This is a genomic window from Streptomyces sp. NPDC041191, assembly GCF_055591945.1.
On the sequence record NZ_JBVIZC010000001.1, the window covers coordinates 226137 to 243638 of the forward strand.

The following is a 17502-nucleotide window of genomic DNA, read 5'->3' on the forward strand; positions in this document are numbered from 1 at the left end:
ACGGGTTACGGAGCGCGCCGGACGCCCTCGGCGAGTTCGGTCGCCAGTTCCCTTACGGCGGCGAGTCCGGCGGCCTCGTCGCCCTCGGCGTCCAGGATCCGCTTCACGAAGGCGGAGCCGACGATGACGCCGTCGGCGAAGGCGGCGACCTCCCTGGCCTGGGCGGCGTCGGACACCCCGAGGCCGACGCAGACGGGGAGGTCCCGGCCGGGGGCGACGGCGGCCCGGGTGCGGCGGACGAGGTCGGACGCCTGCTCGCCGACCGACGCGCGGGTGCCGGTGACGCCCATGAGCGAGGCGGCGTAGACGAAGCCGGAGCCGGCCGCCGTGATGGTGGCGAGGCGCTCGTCCCTGCTGCTGGGCGCGACGACGAAGACGGTCGCGAGGCCGTGCTTCTCCGCGTGCTCGCGCCAGAGCGCGGACTCCTGGACCGGAAGGTCGGGCAGGATGCAGCCCGCGCCGCCGGCGGCGGCCAGCTCCTCGGTGAAGCGCTCCACGCCGTACCGGTCGACCGGGTTCCAGTAGGTCATGACGAGGACCGGCTTCCCGGTGGCCCCGTGGGCCTCGCGGACCGTGCGCATGACGTCGGCGATCCTGACGCCGCCGCGCAGCGCGATGTCGTCGGCGGTCTGGATGACCGGGCCGTCGAGGACGGGGTCGCTGTGCGGGAGGCCGACCTCGACGACGTCGGCGCCGCCGTCGAAGACGGCCTTGACGGCCGCGATGCCGCCGTCGACGGTCGGGAAGCCGGCCGGCAGGTAGGCGATGAGGGCGGCCCGGTTCTCCGCCTTCGCCTGGGCGAGCGTGTCGCTCAACAGCTGGATGTTGCCGCTCACTTGGCGTCCCCCTCGATCTCGGCGGTGTCGTCGGCGCCGGCGTCGGCGGCGACCTCGGCGTCGGTGTCGTACAGGTCGAAGTAGCGGGCGGCCGTGTCCATGTCCTTGTCGCCGCGTCCGGAGAGGTTGACGACGATCAGGCCCTCGGGGCCCAGCTCCCCGCCGACCTCGATCGCCCCGGCGAGGGCGTGCGCCGACTCGATGGCCGGGATGATGCCCTCGGTGCGGGAGAGCAGCCGCAGCGCCCGCATGGCGGCGGCGTCGGTGACGGCCCGGTACTCGCCGCGTCCGCTGTCCTTGAGGTACGCGTGCTCGGGGCCGATGCCGGGGTAGTCCAGGCCGGCCGAGATCGAGTACGGCTCGGTGATCTGGCCCTCCTCGTCCTGGAGGACGTAACTGCGCGAGCCGTGCAGGATGCCGGGCTCGCCGGCGGTGAGGGTGGCCGCGTGCTCGCCGGTCCCGATGCCGTGGCCGGCCGGCTCGCAGCCGATCAGGCGCACGCCGGCGTCCGGGACGAAGGCGTGGAAGAGGCCGATGGCGTTGGACCCGCCGCCGACGCAGGCGATCGCCGCGTCGGGGAGGCGTCCGGCGCGCTCCAGGACCTGGCGGCGGGCCTCGACGCCGATGACGCGGTGGAAGTCGCGGACCATGGCGGGGAAGGGGTGGGGGCCGGCGACGGTGCCGAAGAGGTAGTGCGTCCGGTCGACGTTGGCCACCCAGTCGCGGAACGCCTCGTTGATGGCGTCCTTGAGGGTGCGGCTGCCGGACTTCACGGCGACGACCTCGGCGCCGAGCATCCGCATCCGGGCCACGTTGAGCGCCTGGCGCCGCGTGTCGACCTCGCCCATGTAGATGGTGCAGTCGAGGCCGAAGAGGGCGCAGGCGGTGGCGGTGGCGACGCCGTGCTGTCCGGCGCCGGTCTCCGCGATGACCCGGGTCTTGCCCATGCGCTTGGTCAGGAGGGCCTGACCGAGCACGTTGTTGATCTTGTGCGAGCCGGTGTGGTTGAGGTCCTCGCGCTTGAGGAAGATCCGGGCGCCGCCGGCGTGCTCGGCGAAGCGGGGGACCTCGGTGAGGGCGCTCGGGCGGCCCGTGTAGTGGACCATCAGGTCGTTGAGCTCGCGGGCGAACTCGGGGTCGGACTTGGCCTTGTCGTACGCGACGGCGACCTCGTCCACGGCGGCGACCAGGGCCTCCGGGATGAACGTGCCGCCGTAGGCGCCGAAGTAGCCCTCGGCGGTGGGGACCTGGCCCTCCAGGTCGGGGATGAAGAACTCGCTGGACATGCGGTTGCTCCTCGCGGGGCGGGTGCCCCGGGATCACGTGCGGGTGGTGGTCACGGTGGGCGCGCGAGCCGCTCGCGCGTACGGCGGGGCCGGTGCGCGGTCCGTGGCCGGCCCGCTCGCCGGGGGACGGCCGTCCCCCGGGACGGGGGAACGGGCCCGCGGGAGGGCGGGGCGGACGGAGGTGCGGGAGACCGGGCCGGAACGCCGTGGCCGGGACGTGTGCGGCGGTGGCCCCGTCCGCCGGGGAGGGCGGGCGGGGACTCCGGGAACACGTCCTAGACGGTGTCGCCGTGCGTGAGGGCGCGCGAGGGGCGCGGGCGCCATCGCATGCCGTTGACCTGGCCGGGCTCGTCGCCGATCACGTACCGCACCCGGCGGCCGAGGACCCGGCGGGCGGGTGCGCGGCAGCCGCGCGGGCGGCAGCCCCGGGCCAGGGGGGCGTGCGCGGGGAGGGGGGCGGCGGCGGTGCGGAGCCGGGCGCGGCGCCCGGGTGCCGGCGGCACGGCGGCGTTCCCCCGGGCGGCGCCCGGGGGTGTCGGCGTGTCGCGGCGGGGGGTCACGGTCCGGTCAGCTCCGGCCGTGCCGGAGGGCCGGGTGGGCGCCGGCGGCGACGAGGTCCGCGACGGCGGTCTTCGGGTCGCGGCCGGTCACCAGGGACTCGCCCACGAGGACGGCGTCGGCGCCCGCGTTGGCGTAGGCGATGAGGTCGTGCGGGCCGCGGACGCCGGACTCGGCGACCTTGACGATGTGCGCGGGGATCTCGGGGGCGACGCGCTCGAAGGTGGAGCGGTCGACCTTGAGGGTCTTGAGGTCGCGGGCGTTGACGCCGATGATGCGGGCGCCCGCCTCGACGGCGCGCTCGGCCTCCTCCTCGTCGTGCGCCTCGACCAGCGGGGTGAGCCCGATGGACTCGGCCCGCTCGATGAGGGAGACGAGGGCCTCCTGCTCCAGGGCGGCGACGATGAGGAGCGCGAGGTCCGCCCCGTACGCGCGGGCCTCCCAGAGCTGGTACGCGGTGACGATGAAGTCCTTGCGCAGGACCGGGACGTCCACCTTGGCGCGGACGGCCTCCAGGTCCGCGAGCGAGCCGCCGAAGCGGCGCTCCTCGGTGAGGACGGAGATGACGGCCGCGCCGCCCGCCTCGTAGTCCGCGGCCAGGGCGGCCGGGTCGGCGATCGCGGCGAGCGCGCCCTTGGACGGGCTGGAGCGCTTGACCTCGCAGATCACCTTGACGCCGTCCCCGCGCAGTGCGGCGACGCCGTCCTTGGCCCGCGGCGCCCTGGCGGCGCGCTCCTTGAGCTCGTCGAGGGTGACCCGCGCCTGCCGCTCTGCGAGGTCGGCGCGGACGCCTTCGATGATCTCGTCGAGCACACTCACGCGAGGGGCCCCCTTCCGGGACGGTGGTGGTGATGAAGCGGGTTCAGCCACATCGATCCTATCCGCAGGACGGCCCCGGGCCCGCATCGGCCGGAGTCGCGTCCCACGTGCTGGGACGTTCCGCCGGGGCCCGGCGGGGCCTCAGGGGGCCAGCGCGGAGCCGAAGGGGAGGTTGCGGACCAGGGTGAACACGACGAGGACGGTTCCGGCCGCCCACCACAGGGCCGGGGGGACCGTGGGACGCGTGGGCAGTCCCCGGAAGGCGCGAACCAGCCACACGGCGGCGAAGACCGCGAAGAGGACGTAGCCGGCGACGGCGAGGGCGTTGGAGCCGAGGGCGGCCGGGAGGTCGCCGTGGGCGAAGGCGTGGGCGCTGCGGAGCCCGCCGCAGCCGGGGCAGTGGACGCCGGTGAGACGGAGCAGCGGGCAGACGGGGTAGTGCCCGGGTTCGTTGGGGTCGACGGCTCCGACGTACGCGAACGCCGCGACGACTCCGGCGACGGTCCCCGCCGGCGCGAGGAGCCGGCGCGCCCGCGACGGGGGCGGCGGGGGCACGGAACCGGTGCCCGGCCGGGGTCCGGCGGCGGCCGTCCCGGGGTTTCCGGTATTCGTGCCGGTGGGTTCGGCCGACCGGGTGCGCGGGGCGGGGCCGGTCGCTGGCTCGGGTGTCGGGTGCGGGTCCACGCGGTGATTCTCGCCCCTGACGCGCGGGGGCGCAGCCCGGCCGTGCCGGGTTGCGCCCTCGGGTGCGCGGAGCGGTGTCAGTGACGGGCCCGCGCGGAGGTGGTCGCGGCCTCGCGGGCGGCGGCCACGTCGGCCGACTCCTTCGGCATGCCGAGGCCCGCGATCTTCATCGCCCCGCCGACGACGCCGCCGAGCAGGACGACGCCGAGGCCCGCCCAGAAGCCGGGCACGTTGGCGGCCACCATGAAGACCCCGGCGATGCAGAAGCCGATGAAGGAGATGATGACACCGGTCCAGGCGGCCGGGGTGTGTCCGTGGGCGCTGCCCGCCATGAGTTGCTCCTCGTTGCTGTTGCTCGGTGGTGAGGTCTCGCGTGCGCGGACACTCGGCGCTCATTGTCCCGCACGCGGGGTCGCGAGGGTGAATCGGGGGTGCCGGGACGATCACGCGTCGCGGCCGGCCTCCGGGTCACGCGCCGCGGGTGGGGTCCTCGCCGCGGTCCAGGGCCTTCCACAGGTCCTCGGGCCGGTCCGGGTCGGTGACGGGGGTCGCGCGCCCGGCGCGGGGGGCGCCGGTCCGCTCGTAGCGGCCGCCCATGGCGGGCCAGCTCCCGCCGAAGCGGAGCGCGAGGAGGCCGGCGAGCAGGAGGAGGGCGGCGCCCGCGGCGGTCACGTACGGCCAGGCGGTGTGCGTCAGGCCGGCCACGGCGGCGGAGGTGTCGCCGCTGATCCGGGCGGCCTCGGCGTCCAGGGCGGCCCGGTCGGAGGCGCCGAGGAGGGCGGCGAGGACGGCGCCCGCGCCGCTCAGCGCGAGGAGTGCGGAGACGAGGGCGCGGCCGGTGCGGCGGACCGCGAAGACGGCGAAGAGCGCGGCGAGACCGACGATCGCGAGGGCGGTCGGCACGCCGGTGACGGTGCCGCCGTCGGCCTCGACGGGGACGCTGCCGCCGCCGACGGACGCGGTGCCCTCCGCCCAGGTCTGTCCGGCGGAGAGCAGGACGACGGTGGCGCCGAGGGCGCCGAGGAGGAGGGCCGCGGCCAGGCTGCGACGGCTGCCGGAGGGGGCGGCCGCGCGGGCGGCCCGGGGCTGGGGTGCGGGTACGGGTACGGCGCTCACGTACCCACTATCCCCCACGGGCTCAGGAGCCGTTCATCCGGTTGGCGGTGTGGACGGCCCGGAGGACGGCGGCGGCCTTGTTGCGGCACTCCTCGTCCTCGGCCGCCGGGTCGGAGTCGGCGACGACGCCCGCTCCGGCCTGCACGTACGCGGTGCCGTCGCGGAGCAGGGCGGTGCGGATGGCGATGGCGGTGTCCGCGTCGCCGGCGAAATCGAGATAACCGACACATCCGCCGTACAGGCCGCGCCGGGAGGGTTCCAGCTCCTCGATGATCTGCAGGGCGCGGGGCTTGGGGGCGCCGGAGAGCGTCCCGGCGGGGAAGCAGGCGGTGAGGACGTCGAAGGCCGTGCGGTCCGGCGCGACCCGGCCGGTCACGGTGGAGACGATGTGCATGACGTGGGAGTAGCGCTCGACCGACATGAAGTCCACGACCTCCACGGAGCCGGGCGCGCAGACCCGGCCGAGGTCGTTGCGGCCGAGGTCCACGAGCATGAGGTGCTCGGCGCGCTCCTTGGGGTCGGCGAGCAGTTCCTCGGCGAGGTCGTGGTCCTCCTGCGGGGTGGTGCCCCGGCGCCGGGTGCCGGCGATGGGGTGGAGCAGCGCCCGTCCGTCCTCGACCTTGACCAGGGCCTCGGGGCTGGACCCGACCACGTCGAAGCCGTTCTCGAAGCGGAAGAGGTACATGTACGGGGAGGGGTTGGTGGCCCGCAGGACCCGGTAGACGTCGAGCGCGGAGGCAGTGCAGGGGGTCTCGAACCGCTGCGAGGGCACCACCTGGAACGCCTCGCCCGCCCGGATGCGCTCCTTGATGTCCTCGACGGCGTCCTGGTAGGCCCGGCCGCCCCAGAGGGCCGAGTACGCGGGCAGTTCGGAGGCGGGCAGGGCGGTGGGGGCGGCCGCGACCGGGCGGGCCAGGTCGGCCTCCATCGCGTCGAGGCGGGCGACGGCGTGCGCGTACGCCTCGTCGACGCCGGTCTCCAGGTCGTTGTGGTTGATCGCGTTGGCGATCAGGAGGACCGTGCCGTCCCGGTGGTCCAGGACCGCGAGGTCGCTGGTGAGGAGCATGGTCAGCTCGGGGAGTTCCAGGTCGTCGCGGGCGTGCTCGCCGATCCGCTCCAGGCGGCGGACGATGTCGTAGCCGAGGTAGCCGACCATGCCGCCGGTGAAGGGCGGCGGTCCGCCGTCGAGCAGGGCGGCGAGGTCGCGGGGGGTGTGGAGGGCCTCGACGGTGGCGCGCAGGGCCCGGAGGGGGTCGCCGTCCGTGGGGACGCCGACGGGCGGGGTGCCGAGCCAGTGGGCCTCGCCGTCCTTCACCGTCAGGGTGGCGTCGCTGCGGACCCCGACGAAGGAGTAGCGGGACCAGGAGCGCCCGTTCTCGGCGGATTCGAGGAGGAAGGTGCCGGGGCGTTCGGCGGCGAGCTTGCGGTAGAGCCCGACCGGGGTGTCGCCGTCCGCGAGGAGTCTGCGGCCGACGGGGATGACGCGGCGGTCGGCCGCCAGCTTGCGGAAGGTCTCGAGGTCCATGGCACGGGACCTTACTGGGACACGGGGAGCACGTCGGCGTCGAAGCAGGTGCGGGCGCCGGTGTGGCAGGCGGCTCCGACCTGGTCGACCTTGACGAGGAGGGTGTCGGCGTCGCAGTCGAGGGCGACGGACTTGACGTGCTGGACGTGGCCGGAGGTGTCGCCCTTGACCCAGTACTCGCCCCGGCTGCGGGACCAGTAGGTGCAGCGGCCGGTGGTGAGGGTGCGGTGCAGGGCCTCGTCGTCCATCCAGCCGAGCATCAGCACCTCGCCGGTGTCGTACTGCTGGGCGATGGCGGGGACGAGCCCGTCCGGGCTGCGCTTGAGCCGGGCGGAGAGGGCCGGGTCGAGGTTGCTGCTCATGGCGCCATTGTGCCGCGCCCGGGGCGGTGGCCGGCGGGGCGTCCACTGGGCGGACCGCCGGCGTCCGCCGTAGGCTGGCGGACATGTCGACCCATGCCAAACGTGAACGGCTTCTGCTGGCTGATCTGTTGGAAGCGGCCGGTCCGGACGCGCCGACGCTCTGCGAGGGCTGGCGGACCCGGGACCTCGCGGCCCATGTGGTGGTGCGGGAGCGCCGCCCGGACGCGGCGGCCGGTTCGCTCGTACCGGCGCTGAAGGACCGCCGGGACCGGGTGCAGGCGGAGTTCGCGGACAAGCCGTACGAGGAGCTGATCCGGCTGATCCGGACGGGTCCGCCGAAGTTCTCGCCCTTCGCCGTCAAGCAGGTGGACGAGGGGGCGAACGTGGTCGAGTTCTACGTGCACGCGGAGGACGTGCGGCGGGCGCAGCCCCACTGGTCGCCCCGTGAGCTCGACCCGGTCTTCGCGGACGTCCTCTGGTCCCGTCTGGAGCGTTCGGCCCGTCTTCTGGGCCGCAAGGCCCCGGCGGGGCTGGTGCTGCGCCGCCCGGACGGCCAGACGGTGGTCGCCCGCAAGGGCACCCCGGTGGTGACGGCCTCCGGGGAGCCGGGCGAGTTGACGATGTACCTGTACGGGCGCCAGTCGGCGGCGAAGGTGGCCCTGGAGGGCGAGCCCGAGGCGATCGAGCGGCTGCGGGAGACGAAGCGGCTCGGCATCTGAGGATCAGCCCCGGGGCAGTTCGGCGTGGCGCAGGGCCGGGACCGCGAGGGCGTACACGCCCGACAGGGCGCAGACGGCGGCGCTGACGACGAAGACCGGGCCGGGGCCCCAGAGGCCGACGGCGGCCCCGGTGAGCGGGAAGCTCAGCGGGGCGAGCCCCAGGCTGCACAGGCTCGCGACGGCGGAGACGCGGCCGAGGTACGCGGGGTCGCACTCGGTCTGGAGGAGGGCGCCGGCCAGTGCTCCGGAGAGCCCGGCGAGCAGGCCGACGGAGAGCGCGAGGAGCACGGCGGCCGGCAGCAGCGGGGCGTGGGCGAGCGCGCCGATCGAGACGGCGCCGAGGACCGCGGTCGGGCCGAGGACGGCTCCGGCGCGCGGGACCCGGCCCTTGACGCCGAGCAGCAGCGAGGAGGCCGCCGCGCCCGTCCCGAAGCCGGCGAGGACCCAGCCCATGCCGGAGGCGCCCCAGCCGCGCTGGTCGGCGAGGAGCGCGAGGCCGACGTTGAGCGGGCCGACGAAGCCGAGGTCGCCGAGCGCGATGACGATCATGAGGGGCCCGAGGGTCCGGTGGCCGCGCAGGTAGCGCAGGCCGTCGGTGAGGTCGCCGAGGGCGGTGTTCTTCCCGGTCCGCGCCTCGGCGTCGGCCGGCAGCGGGTTCAGGCGCAGGCCGAGCAGCAGGGGCAGGGAGAGCGCGAAGAGCGCCCCGGCGGCCGCGAACGCGCCGCCCGGTCCGCCGAGGGCGACCGCGAGGCCGCCGAGCGGGGCGCCGAGGACGGCCCCGGCGCGCTGGCCGAGGCCGCGCATGCCCTGGACGCGGGCGAGCTGGTCGCGCGCGGCCAGCCGGGGCGGCAGGGCGCCGACGGCGGGCAGGAAGAGGGCGTCGAGGACGCCGAAGACGAGGGCGACGGCGGCGAGCACCCAGAGGGCGGGCGCGGCGACCAGGACGAGCGCGGCCAGGGCGAGGACGACGAGGCAGCGGGCGCCGTCGGAGGCGATGACGACCCGGCGGGGGCCGAAGCGGTCCGCGGCCACTCCCCCGCCGAGCATCAGCAGGGCCCGGGGCACGGCGGAGACGGCCATCACGAGTCCCGCCTCCGCCGGGGTGCCGCCGCGGACGGCGGCCCAGGAGAGGGCCAGGTGGTAGACGCTGTCGCCGAGGGTGGAAGCGGTGTAGGCGCCGAGCCAGCGCAGGACCCGGGGGTCGCGGTGGGCGGGCCGCGACGGGGCGGCGGCGAGGACGGCGGCGGTCACGGGCGGTAGGGGAAGCCGTGGATGTGGACGGCGACGTTCTCGCGGCCCCCGGTGTCGCCGGCCTCTTCGGCGGCGCGGGCCCGCTGGTCGTACTTCCTGACGACGGCGTCCAGTTCGGCGGCGAGTGCGGCGAGTTCGGGGGCGGTGAGGCGGGGCAGCCACTCGGAGCCGGTGGAGGCGGCGCGCCACGCGTCGGACCAGGTGTGCCGCTCGTCGAGGAAGCGGGCGTACATCGCGTTGCGCTGCTCCTCGACCGTATGGCTGAAGGCGGTGCTCGCGGCGACGAGTTCGGGGGCGTCGCGCATGTCCTCGTCGTGGATGCCGAAGCCGTAGGAACTGGGCTGCCACCAGCGCTCGCGGCCGTCCGAGGACCGGGCCTCGGCCTCCTCGATGAGGCCGTGGTCCGCGAGCTTGCGCAGGTGGTAGCTGACGAGGGAGACGGCCTCGTCGACCTGGTCCGCGAGCTGGGACGCGGTGGCGGTGCGGGCCGTGAAGAGGGCGCGGTAGAGGCGCATGCGCAGCGGGTGCGAGATGGCCTTGAGGGTGCCGAGGTCGGTGATCCGGCGGTGCTCCGGTGAGGTCATGCCCCGACCCTAGGTATGAAAGAAAAGTTGCGCAACTAAAATTGCGAAATGAATGTTGCACGTTCTGGCGCGAAGAAGGGCCCCCGCAGGGGCCCTTCCGAGAAGCGGAACCAGATCTCAGCGGACCGGGTGGCCCGCCTCCCGCAGCGTCTCCTTGACCTGACCGATCCGCAGGTCGCCGAAGTGGAAGACGGAGGCCGCGAGCACCGCGTCCGCGCCCGCCGCGACGGCCGGCGGGAAGTCGGAGAGCCTGCCCGCGCCGCCGGAGGCGATCACCGGCACGGTCACGTGCTCGCGCACGGCCGCGATCATCCCGGTGTCGTAGCCGTCCTTCGTGCCGTCCGCGTCCATCGAGTTGAGCAGGATCTCGCCCGCGCCCAGTTCGGCGGCGCGGTGCGCCCACTCGACGGCGTCGATGCCGGTGCCCCTGCGGCCGCCGTGCGTGGTGACCTCGAAGGAGCCGGTCGCGGTGCGGCGCGCGTCCACGGACAGGACGAGCACCTGGCGGCCGAAGCGCTCCGCGATCTCCCGGATCAGCTCGGGGCGCTCGATGGCGGCGGTGTTCACGCCGACCTTGTCGGCGCCCGCCCGCAGCAGCTTGTCCACGTCCTGCGCCGACCGCACGCCGCCGCCGACCGTGAGCGGGATGAAGACCTGCTCGGCGGTGCGGCGCACCACGTCGTAGGTGGTCTCCCGGTTGCCCGAGGAAGCGGTGATGTCGAGGAAGGTCAGCTCGTCGGCGCCCTCGGCGTCGTACAGCCGGGCCATCTCGACGGGGTCGCCCGCGTCCCGCAGGTTCTGGAAGTTGACGCCCTTGACGACCCGGCCGTCGTCCACGTCCAGGCAGGGGATGACCCGTACGGCGAGGCTCACGCGCCCTCTCCCCCCTGCCCCTGGGGGCGGTACGCCTCGACCTCGACCTCCACGACCAGGCTGGGGTCGACGAAGCCGGAGACGATGATCATGGAGGCTGCCGGGCGCACGTCCTCGAACAGCTCCTTGTGGGCGCGGCCGACCTCCTCTATGTCCCGGGCGTGGGTGAGGTACATCCGGGTGCGGACGACGTGCTCGGCGCCCAGGCCGAGCCGTCCCAGCGCGTCGAGCGCCACCCGGAAGGAGTTGACCGACTGCTCGTAGGGGCCGCCCTCGGCGATCTGGCCGCCGACCACGGAGGTGCACCCGGAGACCAGGACCAGGCCGTTGGGCAGCTCCACCGCGCGCGAGTAGCCGAACTGGTCCTCCCAGGGGGCGCCGGTGGCGATCCTGCGGAGCTCCCCCGTCATGACCGGGCCACCGTTTCGAGCGCCTCTTCGAGGGTGAAGGCCCCCGCGTACAGCGCCTTGCCGACGATCGCGCCCTCCACGCCCAGCGGGACCAGGCCGGACAGGGCCCGCAGGTCGTCCAGGGAGGAGACCCCGCCGGAGGCGACGACGGGCTTGTCGGTGGCCGCGCAGACGTTCTTCAGGAGTTCCAGGTTGGGACCCTGGAGGGTGCCGTCCTTGGCGATGTCGGTGACGACGTAGCGGGCGCAGCCCTCGGAGTCGAGCCGGGCGAGCGTCTCGTACAGGTCGCCGCCGTCGCGGGTCCAGCCCCGGCCGCGCAGGGTCGTGCCGCGCACGTCGAGGCCGACGGCGATCCTGTCGCCGTACTCGGCGATGACCTTGGCGACCCACTCGGGGGTCTCCAGGGCGGCGGTGCCCAGGTTGACGCGGGTGCAGCCGGTGGCGAGGGCGGCGGCGAGCGAGGCGTCGTCGCGGATGCCGCCGGAGAGCTCGACCTTGATGTCCATGGCCCCCGCGACCCCGGCGACCAGCTCGCGGTTGTCGCCGGTGCCGAAGGCCGCGTCCAGGTCGACCAGGTGCAGCCACTCGGCGCCGGAGCGCTGCCAGGCGAGGGCCGCTTCGAGCGGGGAGCCGTAGGAGGTCTCGGTGCCGGACTCGCCGTGCACGAGGCGGACGGCCCGGCCGTCGCGGACGTCCACGGCGGGGAGGAGTTCGAGGGTGCTCACAGGGTTCCGATCCAGTTGGTGAGGAGCTGGGCTCCGGCGTCGCCGGACTTCTCGGGGTGGAACTGGGTGGCCCACAGGGCGCCGTTCTCGACGGCCGCGACGAACGGCTCGCCGTGGGTGGCCCAGGTGACCCTGGGCGCGCGGATGTTGGGGTTGCCGACCTCCAGGGACCACGCGCGCACCGCGTAGGAGTGCACGAAGTAGTACCGGGCGTCGGCGTCGAGCCCGGCGAACAGCTCGCTGTCCGCGGGGGCCTCGACGGTGTTCCAGCCCATGTGGGGGACGACGGGGGCGTCCAGCGGCTCGACGGTTCCGGGCCACTCGTCGAGCCCCTCGGTCTCCACGCCGTGCTCGATGCCCCGGGCGAAGAGGATCTGCATGCCGACGCAGACGCCCATGACGGGGCGGCCGCCGGCGAGGCGGCGGCCGACGATCCAGTCGCCGCGGGCCTCCCTGAGCCCCTTCATGCAGGCGGAGAAGGCGCCGACGCCGGGGACGAGGAGCCCGTCGGCGTTCATCGCCGTCTCGTAGTCGCGGGTGATCTCGACGTCGGCGCCGACGTGGGCGAGCGCGCGCTCCGCGGAGCGCACGTTGCCGAAGCCGTAGTCGAAGACGACGACCTTCCTGGGGCTTCCGGCCGCGCTCATGCCCACACGTCCAGACGGACCACACCGGCGGCGAGGCACATCGCGGCGCCGAGGGAGAGGAGCACGATCAGGCCCTTGGGCATCTTCTGTTTGGCGAAGGAGTAGATGCCGCCGAGCAGGAAGAGTCCGACGACGATCAGGACGGTGGAGAGGCCGTTCACGACTAGAGGGCGCCCTTCGTGGAGGGGAGGATGCCGGCGGCGCGCGGGTCGCGCTCGGAGGCGTAGCGGAGGGCACGGGCGAGGGCCTTGAACTGGCACTCCACGATGTGGTGGGCGTTGCGCCCGTACGGGACGTGGACGTGCAGCGCGACCTGGGCCTGGGCGACGAAGGACTCGAAGATGTGGCGGGTCATCGTCGTGTCGTACGAGCCGATCATCGGTGCCATGTTCTCGGGCTCGGTGTGCACGAGGTACGGGCGGCCGGAGAGGTCGACGGTGACCTGGGCGAGCGACTCGTCCAGGGGGACGGTGCAGTTGCCGAAGCGGTAGATGCCGACCTTGTCCCCGAGGGCCTGCCGGAAGGCGGCGCCGAGGGCGAGGGCGGTGTCCTCGATGGTGTGGTGCGTGTCGATGTGCAGGTCGCCGTCGGTCTTCACGGTGAGGTCGAACAGACCGTGGCGGCCGAGCTGGTCGAGCATGTGGTCGTAGAAGCCGACCCCGGTCGACACATCGACCTTTCCGGTGCCGTCGAGGTCGATCTCGACGACGACGGAGGTCTCCTTGGTGGCGCGCTCAACGCGGCCTACGCGGCTCATCGTTCCTGCTCCTTCATCACTTCACGGACCGCGTCGAGGAACGCGTCGTTCTCTGCGGGGGTGCCCGCGGTGACCCGCAGCCGCCCCGGTACGCCGTTGTCCCGGACCAGGACGCCCCGGTCGAGGATCCTCCGCCAGGCGGCGTGGGCGTCGGGGAACCTCCCGAACTGCACGAAGTTGGCGTCGGACTCCGTGACCTCGCAGCCGATCGCCCGCAACTCGGTGACCAGCCGGTCGCGTTCGGCCTTGAGCTGCTCGACGTACCCGAGGAGGGTGTCGGTGTGCTCCAGGGCGGCGAGCGCGGTGGCCTGGGTGACGGCGGAGAGGTGGTACGGGAGGCGGACCAGCTGGACGGCGTCGACCACGGCCGGATGGGCGGCGAGGTAGCCGAGGCGGAGTCCGGCGGCGCCGAACGCCTTGGACATGGTCCGGGAGACCACCAGGTGCGGGCGGCCCTCCAGGAGGGGCAGCAGCGAGGCGTGGTGGCTGAACTCGACGTACGCCTCGTCCACGACGACCATCGAGGGGCCGGCCGCCTGGGCCGCCTCGTACAGGGCGAGGACGATGTCGGCCCCGACGGCGGTGCCGGTGGGGTTGTTGGGCGAGGTGACGAAGACGACGTCCGGGCGGTGCTCGGCGATCGCCTTCCGCGCGGCCGCCACGTCGAGGGTGAAGTCGTCGTTCCGGGGTCCGGAGATCCAGCCGGTGCCGGTGCCCCGGGCGATCAGGGCGTGCATCGAGTACGAGGGCTCGAAGCCGATCGCGGTGCGGCCGGGACCGCCGAAGGTCTGGAGCAGCTGCTGGAGGACCTCGTTGGAACCGTTGGCCGCCCAGACGTTCTCGGCGGCGACCGGGTGCCCGCCGGTGCGGGTGAGGTAGCGGGCCAGCTCGGTGCGCAGTTCGACGGCGTCGCGGTCGGGGTAGCGGTTGAGGCCGCGGGCGGCCTCGGCGACGCGTTCCGCGATCCGGGCCACCAGCGGCTCGGGCAGCGGGTACGGGTTCTCGTTGGTGTTCAGCTGGACGGGGACGTCGAGCTGGGGGGCGCCGTAGGGGGTCTTGCCGCGCAGTTCGTCGCGGACGGGCAGGTCGTCGATCCCGGTCACTTGCCCTCCGGCACCTTCCACCCGAAACGGGCCTTGATCGCCGCGCCGTGGGCCGGCAGGTCCTCGGCCTCCGCCAGGGTCACCACGTGGTGGGCGACGTCCGCGAGGGCGTCGCGCGTGTAGTCCACGATGTGCACCCCGCGCAGGAAGGACTGCACGGAGAGGCCCGAGGAGTGGCAGGCGCAGCCGCCGGTGGGCAGGACGTGGTTGGAGCCGGCGCAGTAGTCGCCGAGGGAGACGGGGGCCCAGGGGCCGACGAAGATCGCGCCGGCGTTGCGGACGCGGTCCGCGACGGCGGCGGCGTCGGCGGTCTGGACCTCCAGGTGCTCGGCGCCGTACGCGTCCACGACCCGGAGGCCGTCCGCGAGGTCGCGGACGAGGACGATCGCGGACTGGCGGCCGGCCAGGGCGGGGACGATCCGGTCGTCCACGTGCCTGGAGGCGGCGACCTGGGTCTTCAGCTCGGCCTCGGTGGCCTCGGCCAGCTCCTCGGAGTCGGTGACGAGGACGGAGGCGGCCATCGGGTCGTGCTCGGCCTGGCTGATGAGGTCGGCGGCGACGTGCACGGGGTCGGCGGTGGAGTCCGCGAGGATCGCGATCTCGGTGGGCCCGGCCTCGGCGTCGATGCCGACGCGGCCCTTGAGGAGGCGCTTGGCGGCGGCCACGTAGATGTTGCCGGGGCCGGTGACCAGGTTGACGGGGGCGCAGCCGGGCTCGTCGGCCGTGCCGGCGCCGTCGAGGGTTCCGTACGCGAACATGGCGACGGCCTGGGCACCTCCGGCGGCGTAGACCTCGTCCACCCCGAGCAGGGCGCAGGCGGCCAGGATCGTCGGGTGCGGCAGGCCCCCGAACTCCTTCTGCGGGGGCGAGGCGACGGCGATGCCCTCGACGCCGGCCTCCTGGGCCGGGACGACGTTCATCACGACGGAGGACGGATAGACGGAACGGCCGCCCGGCACGTACAGCCCGACGCGCTCGACGGGGATCCACTTCTCGGTGACGGTGCCGCCGGGGACGACCTGGGTGACGTGGGTGGGGCGGCGCTGCTCGCGGTGGACGAGGCGGGCGCGGCGGACGGACTCCTCCAGGGCGGCGCGGACGGCCGGGTCCAGCTCGTCGAGGGCGCGGACGAGCTCCTCGGCGGGGACGCGCAGGGACCCGACCCGCACGCCGTCGAATCTCTCGCCGTACTCGATCACCGCCGCCGCGCCGCGATGCCGTACGTCCTCGCAGATCGGCCGCACCTTCTCCAGGGCGGCTTCCACGTCGAACTCGGCACGGGGCAGCAGGTCGCGCAGGGCGGAACCCTCGGGAAGGGCCTCGCCGCGCAGATCGATTCGAGAGATCACGGGTCAATTCTCTCAGACGGCCCACGGCACCGGACGCCCGTATCACTGGCTGATACACGTCCCACTGGCGTCTTGTCGCCACTCCTGACCGTTAGCGTTCAGCCCGTCACACAGCGGGAAGAACGGCTGTACGAATCCACGGGACCCGGGGAACGGAACCGTGGGTACGGATCGTGGAAAGCGAGGGGGCGGCAGTGACCGAGCCGCACGAGAACGGGATGCCGGACGACCTCACGGGCCCGGAGCGGGCCCTGTGGCGGGCGTTCCGCGTGGGCGGGACGTGCGACCTGACGGAGGGGGTCGCGGAGCGGGACGACCCGTTCGGGGGATGGGAGTGGGGAGAGGAGCGGAGCGTGCGCGCCGAGGTGCTGGCGCTGCTGCTGCTCGCCGGACCGCCGGCCCTGTCCGGCCGGGTGGCGGCGCTGAAGCTGTACGGGGCCCGGGTCACCGGCGTCCTGGACCTGGCGGGCGGGGCCATAGGGCCGTACGTGGAGCTGCGCGGCTGCCGGTTCGACGGCGAGGTGATGGTGCCCGAGGCCCGGTTCGGCACCCTGCGGATGGTCGAGTGCGCGCTGCCGCGCCTGGAGGCGGCCCGGCTGCACACGGAGGGGGACCTGCACCTGCCGCGCTGCCGAGTGCGGTGGGGCATCCGGCTCACCGACGCCCAGATCGGCACGGATCTGCTGATCAGCGAGATCCAGGTGTGGCCGGACCAGCGGGGGCGGGCCATCACCGCGGACGGGATGGTGGTCGCCCAGGACCTCCAGGCCGAGCGGATCGAGACGTACGGGGAGGTGAGCCTGCGCGGGGCGCAGGTCGGGGTCTCGCTCAACCTGCGGGGCAGCGTGCTGCGCGCGGCGCGGGACCGCCGCGCGCTCAACGCCCCGCAGCTGACGGTGGAGCGCACGCTCTACCTGAACGCGGCGTGGGTGCGCGAGGTCGCCGAGGGCACGGTCGACTCGGCCGTCACCCCGCCGTACGGGATCGGGCCCGTCCCGGGGACCCGGAACAAGCCGACCGAGTTCCACGGCGGGGTGCGGCTCGACGACGGGCGGTTCGGCGACGCGGTGGACCTGAAGCACGCCCGGTTCCTGCTGGACGGCTCCCGCCGCGAGGAGGTGTCGCTGCGCCGGATCACCACACCGGAACTGCGGTTCAACGGGGAGCGGCCCGAGGAGGGGCGGGTGGTGCTCAACGGGGCCAAGGTCGTCACCCTCCTCGACATGTGGAGCAGCTGGCCGGGCCCCGGCGGCCTGGCGATGGGCGGCTTCGTCTACGAGAACCTGGTGCCCTACGAGCGCTTCCCGCTGTCGCTCCGGCTGGAGTGGGTGGCGGCGGCGACCCCGGAGTACGCCCCCGAGCCGTACGAACGGCTCGCGACGGTGCTGCGCAACAGCGGCGAGGACGCCGACGCCCGTGAGGTGCTGCTCGCCAAGCAGCGGCGCAGACGGGAGACGCTGCCCCTGGCCGGGAAGCTCTGGGGATACCTTCAGGACTGGGCCGTGGCGTACGGCTACCGGCCGGGGCGGGCGGCGCTGTGGATGGCGGTGCTGTGGGCGGCGGGCACGGTGGCCTTCTCCCGCTACCACCCGGTGCCGCTGAAGGCGGACGAGGCGCCCGAGTGGAACGGCTCGCTGTACGCGCTCGACCTGCTGCTGCCGGTGATCAACCTGGGCCAGGAGGGTTACTGGCGCCTGGAGGGCGTCTGGCAGTGGGTGGTGGCGGGGCTGATCCTGCTGGGCTGGATCCTGGCGACGACGGTGGCGGCGGGCGCGACCCGGCTGCTGAGCAGGGGCTGAGAGCCCCCTCCCGGAGGGAAGGGGCCGCGCGGGAGGGTGTCGCGCGGAGGAGGGCGGAGCCCTGTGGGGGGGCGTCGCGGAGGGGGAGGCGGGGTCCGC

The 17502-nt window shown here is 74.3% G+C and carries 21 protein-coding genes; 2 read left to right on the top strand and 19 right to left on the bottom strand.

Annotated elements, in window-relative coordinates; all coding sequences use genetic code 11:
- Positions 1-5: 5 nt before the first annotated feature.
- From trpA to hisI, 9 genes are all read right to left on the bottom strand, one after another.
- Entirely contained in the window at positions 6-836 is an 831-nt protein-coding gene (trpA, locus tag ACZ6AQ_RS00980; RefSeq protein WP_468756514.1) for a tryptophan synthase subunit alpha, read from the bottom strand.
- Positions 833-2122, bottom strand: a complete 1290-nt coding sequence (trpB, locus tag ACZ6AQ_RS00985) for a tryptophan synthase subunit beta (protein ID WP_468756516.1) — start codon at positions 2120-2122, stop codon at positions 833-835. Before trpB ends, trpA begins: the two co-directional genes overlap by 4 nt.
- 275 nt (positions 2123-2397) lie before the next feature.
- Positions 2398-2625, bottom strand: a complete 228-nt coding sequence (trpM, locus tag ACZ6AQ_RS00990) for a tryptophan biosynthesis modulator TrpM (RefSeq protein WP_468756517.1) — start codon at positions 2623-2625, stop codon at positions 2398-2400.
- 64 nt (positions 2626-2689) lie between these two features.
- Complete coding sequence (trpC, locus tag ACZ6AQ_RS00995) at positions 2690-3499, bottom strand: indole-3-glycerol phosphate synthase TrpC (RefSeq protein WP_468756519.1); 810 nt, start codon at positions 3497-3499, stop codon at positions 2690-2692.
- Between the two features lie 141 nt (positions 3500-3640).
- The gene (locus ACZ6AQ_RS01000) at positions 3641-4054 is read right to left on the bottom strand and encodes a DUF2752 domain-containing protein (RefSeq protein ID WP_468756521.1); all 414 of its coding nucleotides are present in this window, start codon (positions 4052-4054) and stop codon (positions 3641-3643) included.
- 206 nt (positions 4055-4260) lie between these two features.
- Positions 4261-4515, bottom strand: coding sequence for an HGxxPAAW family protein (locus ACZ6AQ_RS01005; RefSeq protein WP_468756522.1), 255 nt, complete (start codon positions 4513-4515; stop codon positions 4261-4263).
- Positions 4516-4651: 136 nt separating this feature from the next.
- The gene (locus ACZ6AQ_RS01010; RefSeq protein ID WP_468756524.1) at positions 4652-5299 is read right to left on the bottom strand and encodes a TIGR02234 family membrane protein; all 648 of its coding nucleotides are present in this window, start codon (positions 5297-5299) and stop codon (positions 4652-4654) included.
- Positions 5300-5321: 22 nt separating this feature from the next.
- On the bottom strand, positions 5322-6824 hold the full coding sequence (locus ACZ6AQ_RS01015; RefSeq protein ID WP_468756525.1) for an anthranilate synthase component I: 1503 nt from the start codon (positions 6822-6824) through the stop codon (positions 5322-5324).
- Between the two features lie 11 nt (positions 6825-6835).
- Positions 6836-7186 carry a phosphoribosyl-AMP cyclohydrolase gene (gene hisI, locus ACZ6AQ_RS01020; RefSeq protein ID WP_356543510.1) on the bottom strand — a complete coding sequence of 117 codons (351 nt, stop codon included), beginning with the start codon at positions 7184-7186 and terminating at the stop codon, positions 6836-6838.
- Between the two features lie 83 nt (positions 7187-7269).
- Here hisI and ACZ6AQ_RS01025 point away from each other — a divergent pair, with 83 nt between their 5' ends.
- Complete coding sequence (locus tag ACZ6AQ_RS01025; RefSeq protein WP_388691528.1) at positions 7270-7905, top strand: TIGR03085 family metal-binding protein; 636 nt, start codon at positions 7270-7272, stop codon at positions 7903-7905.
- A 3-nt stretch (positions 7906-7908) separates the two neighbouring features.
- Here the strand turns inward: ACZ6AQ_RS01025 and ACZ6AQ_RS01030 are convergent, their stop codons facing one another.
- The 10 genes from ACZ6AQ_RS01030 to hisD form a co-directional block, all read right to left on the bottom strand.
- A complete protein-coding gene (locus ACZ6AQ_RS01030) occupies positions 7909-9156 on the bottom strand; it encodes an MFS transporter (protein WP_468756527.1) in 1248 nt (415 codons plus the stop codon).
- Positions 9153-9740, bottom strand: a complete 588-nt coding sequence (locus ACZ6AQ_RS01035) for an ArsR/SmtB family transcription factor (protein WP_468756529.1) — start codon at positions 9738-9740, stop codon at positions 9153-9155. Before ACZ6AQ_RS01035 ends, ACZ6AQ_RS01030 begins: the two co-directional genes overlap by 4 nt.
- Before the next feature lie 117 nt (positions 9741-9857).
- Complete coding sequence (gene hisF / locus ACZ6AQ_RS01040; protein ID WP_468756531.1) at positions 9858-10613, bottom strand: imidazole glycerol phosphate synthase subunit HisF; 756 nt, start codon at positions 10611-10613, stop codon at positions 9858-9860.
- Positions 10610-11023 (bottom strand): RidA family protein, encoded by a 414-nt coding sequence (locus ACZ6AQ_RS01045; protein ID WP_468756533.1) that lies wholly within the window; start codon positions 11021-11023, stop codon positions 10610-10612. The genes hisF and ACZ6AQ_RS01045 overlap by 4 nt, the downstream gene beginning before the upstream one ends.
- Positions 11020-11748: a bifunctional 1-(5-phosphoribosyl)-5-((5-phosphoribosylamino)methylideneamino)imidazole-4-carboxamide isomerase/phosphoribosylanthranilate isomerase PriA gene (gene priA, locus ACZ6AQ_RS01050; RefSeq protein WP_388691515.1), complete on the bottom strand. Its 729-nt coding sequence runs from the start codon at positions 11746-11748 to the stop codon at positions 11020-11022. The genes ACZ6AQ_RS01045 and priA overlap by 4 nt, the downstream gene beginning before the upstream one ends.
- On the bottom strand, positions 11745-12395 hold the full coding sequence (hisH, locus tag ACZ6AQ_RS01055; RefSeq protein ID WP_468756535.1) for an imidazole glycerol phosphate synthase subunit HisH: 651 nt from the start codon (positions 12393-12395) through the stop codon (positions 11745-11747). The genes priA and hisH overlap by 4 nt, the downstream gene beginning before the upstream one ends.
- Positions 12392-12556, bottom strand: coding sequence for a hypothetical protein (locus tag ACZ6AQ_RS01060; RefSeq protein WP_388691510.1), 165 nt, complete (start codon positions 12554-12556; stop codon positions 12392-12394). The genes hisH and ACZ6AQ_RS01060 overlap by 4 nt, the downstream gene beginning before the upstream one ends.
- Positions 12557-12558: 2 nt before the next feature.
- Positions 12559-13152 carry an imidazoleglycerol-phosphate dehydratase HisB gene (gene hisB / locus ACZ6AQ_RS01065; protein ID WP_468756537.1) on the bottom strand — a complete coding sequence of 198 codons (594 nt, stop codon included), beginning with the start codon at positions 13150-13152 and terminating at the stop codon, positions 12559-12561.
- Positions 13149-14255, bottom strand: coding sequence for a histidinol-phosphate transaminase (locus tag ACZ6AQ_RS01070; protein ID WP_468756539.1), 1107 nt, complete (start codon positions 14253-14255; stop codon positions 13149-13151). The genes hisB and ACZ6AQ_RS01070 overlap by 4 nt, the downstream gene beginning before the upstream one ends.
- The gene (gene hisD, locus ACZ6AQ_RS01075; protein WP_468756540.1) at positions 14252-15604 is read right to left on the bottom strand and encodes a histidinol dehydrogenase; all 1353 of its coding nucleotides are present in this window, start codon (positions 15602-15604) and stop codon (positions 14252-14254) included. The genes ACZ6AQ_RS01070 and hisD overlap by 4 nt, the downstream gene beginning before the upstream one ends.
- Before the next feature lie 194 nt (positions 15605-15798).
- Between hisD and ACZ6AQ_RS01080 the strand changes: the two genes are divergently transcribed.
- Positions 15799-17403 carry an oxidoreductase gene (locus ACZ6AQ_RS01080; RefSeq protein ID WP_468756542.1) on the top strand — a complete coding sequence of 535 codons (1605 nt, stop codon included), beginning with the start codon at positions 15799-15801 and terminating at the stop codon, positions 17401-17403.
- Positions 17404-17502 lie beyond the last annotated feature (99 nt).

Coding starts and splice junctions, on each gene's coding strand:
- ACZ6AQ_RS01035 (WP_468756529.1), bottom strand. CDS start 9,740: ATGACCTCACCGGAGCACCGCCGGATCACCGACCTCGGCACCCTCAAG.
- ACZ6AQ_RS01025 (WP_388691528.1), top strand. CDS start 7,270: ATGTCGACCCATGCCAAACGTGAACGGCTTCTGCTGGCTGATCTGTTG.
- hisB (WP_468756537.1), bottom strand. CDS start 13,152: ATGAGCCGCGTAGGCCGCGTTGAGCGCGCCACCAAGGAGACCTCCGTC.
- ACZ6AQ_RS01045 (WP_468756533.1), bottom strand. CDS start 11,023: ATGACGGGGGAGCTCCGCAGGATCGCCACCGGCGCCCCCTGGGAGGAC.
- hisH (WP_468756535.1), bottom strand. CDS start 12,395: ATGAGCGCGGCCGGAAGCCCCAGGAAGGTCGTCGTCTTCGACTACGGC.
- trpB (WP_468756516.1), bottom strand. CDS start 2,122: ATGTCCAGCGAGTTCTTCATCCCCGACCTGGAGGGCCAGGTCCCCACC.
- ACZ6AQ_RS01005 (WP_468756522.1), bottom strand. CDS start 4,515: ATGGCGGGCAGCGCCCACGGACACACCCCGGCCGCCTGGACCGGTGTC.
- ACZ6AQ_RS01015 (WP_468756525.1), bottom strand. CDS start 6,824: ATGGACCTCGAGACCTTCCGCAAGCTGGCGGCCGACCGCCGCGTCATC.
- hisI (WP_356543510.1), bottom strand. CDS start 7,186: ATGAGCAGCAACCTCGACCCGGCCCTCTCCGCCCGGCTCAAGCGCAGC.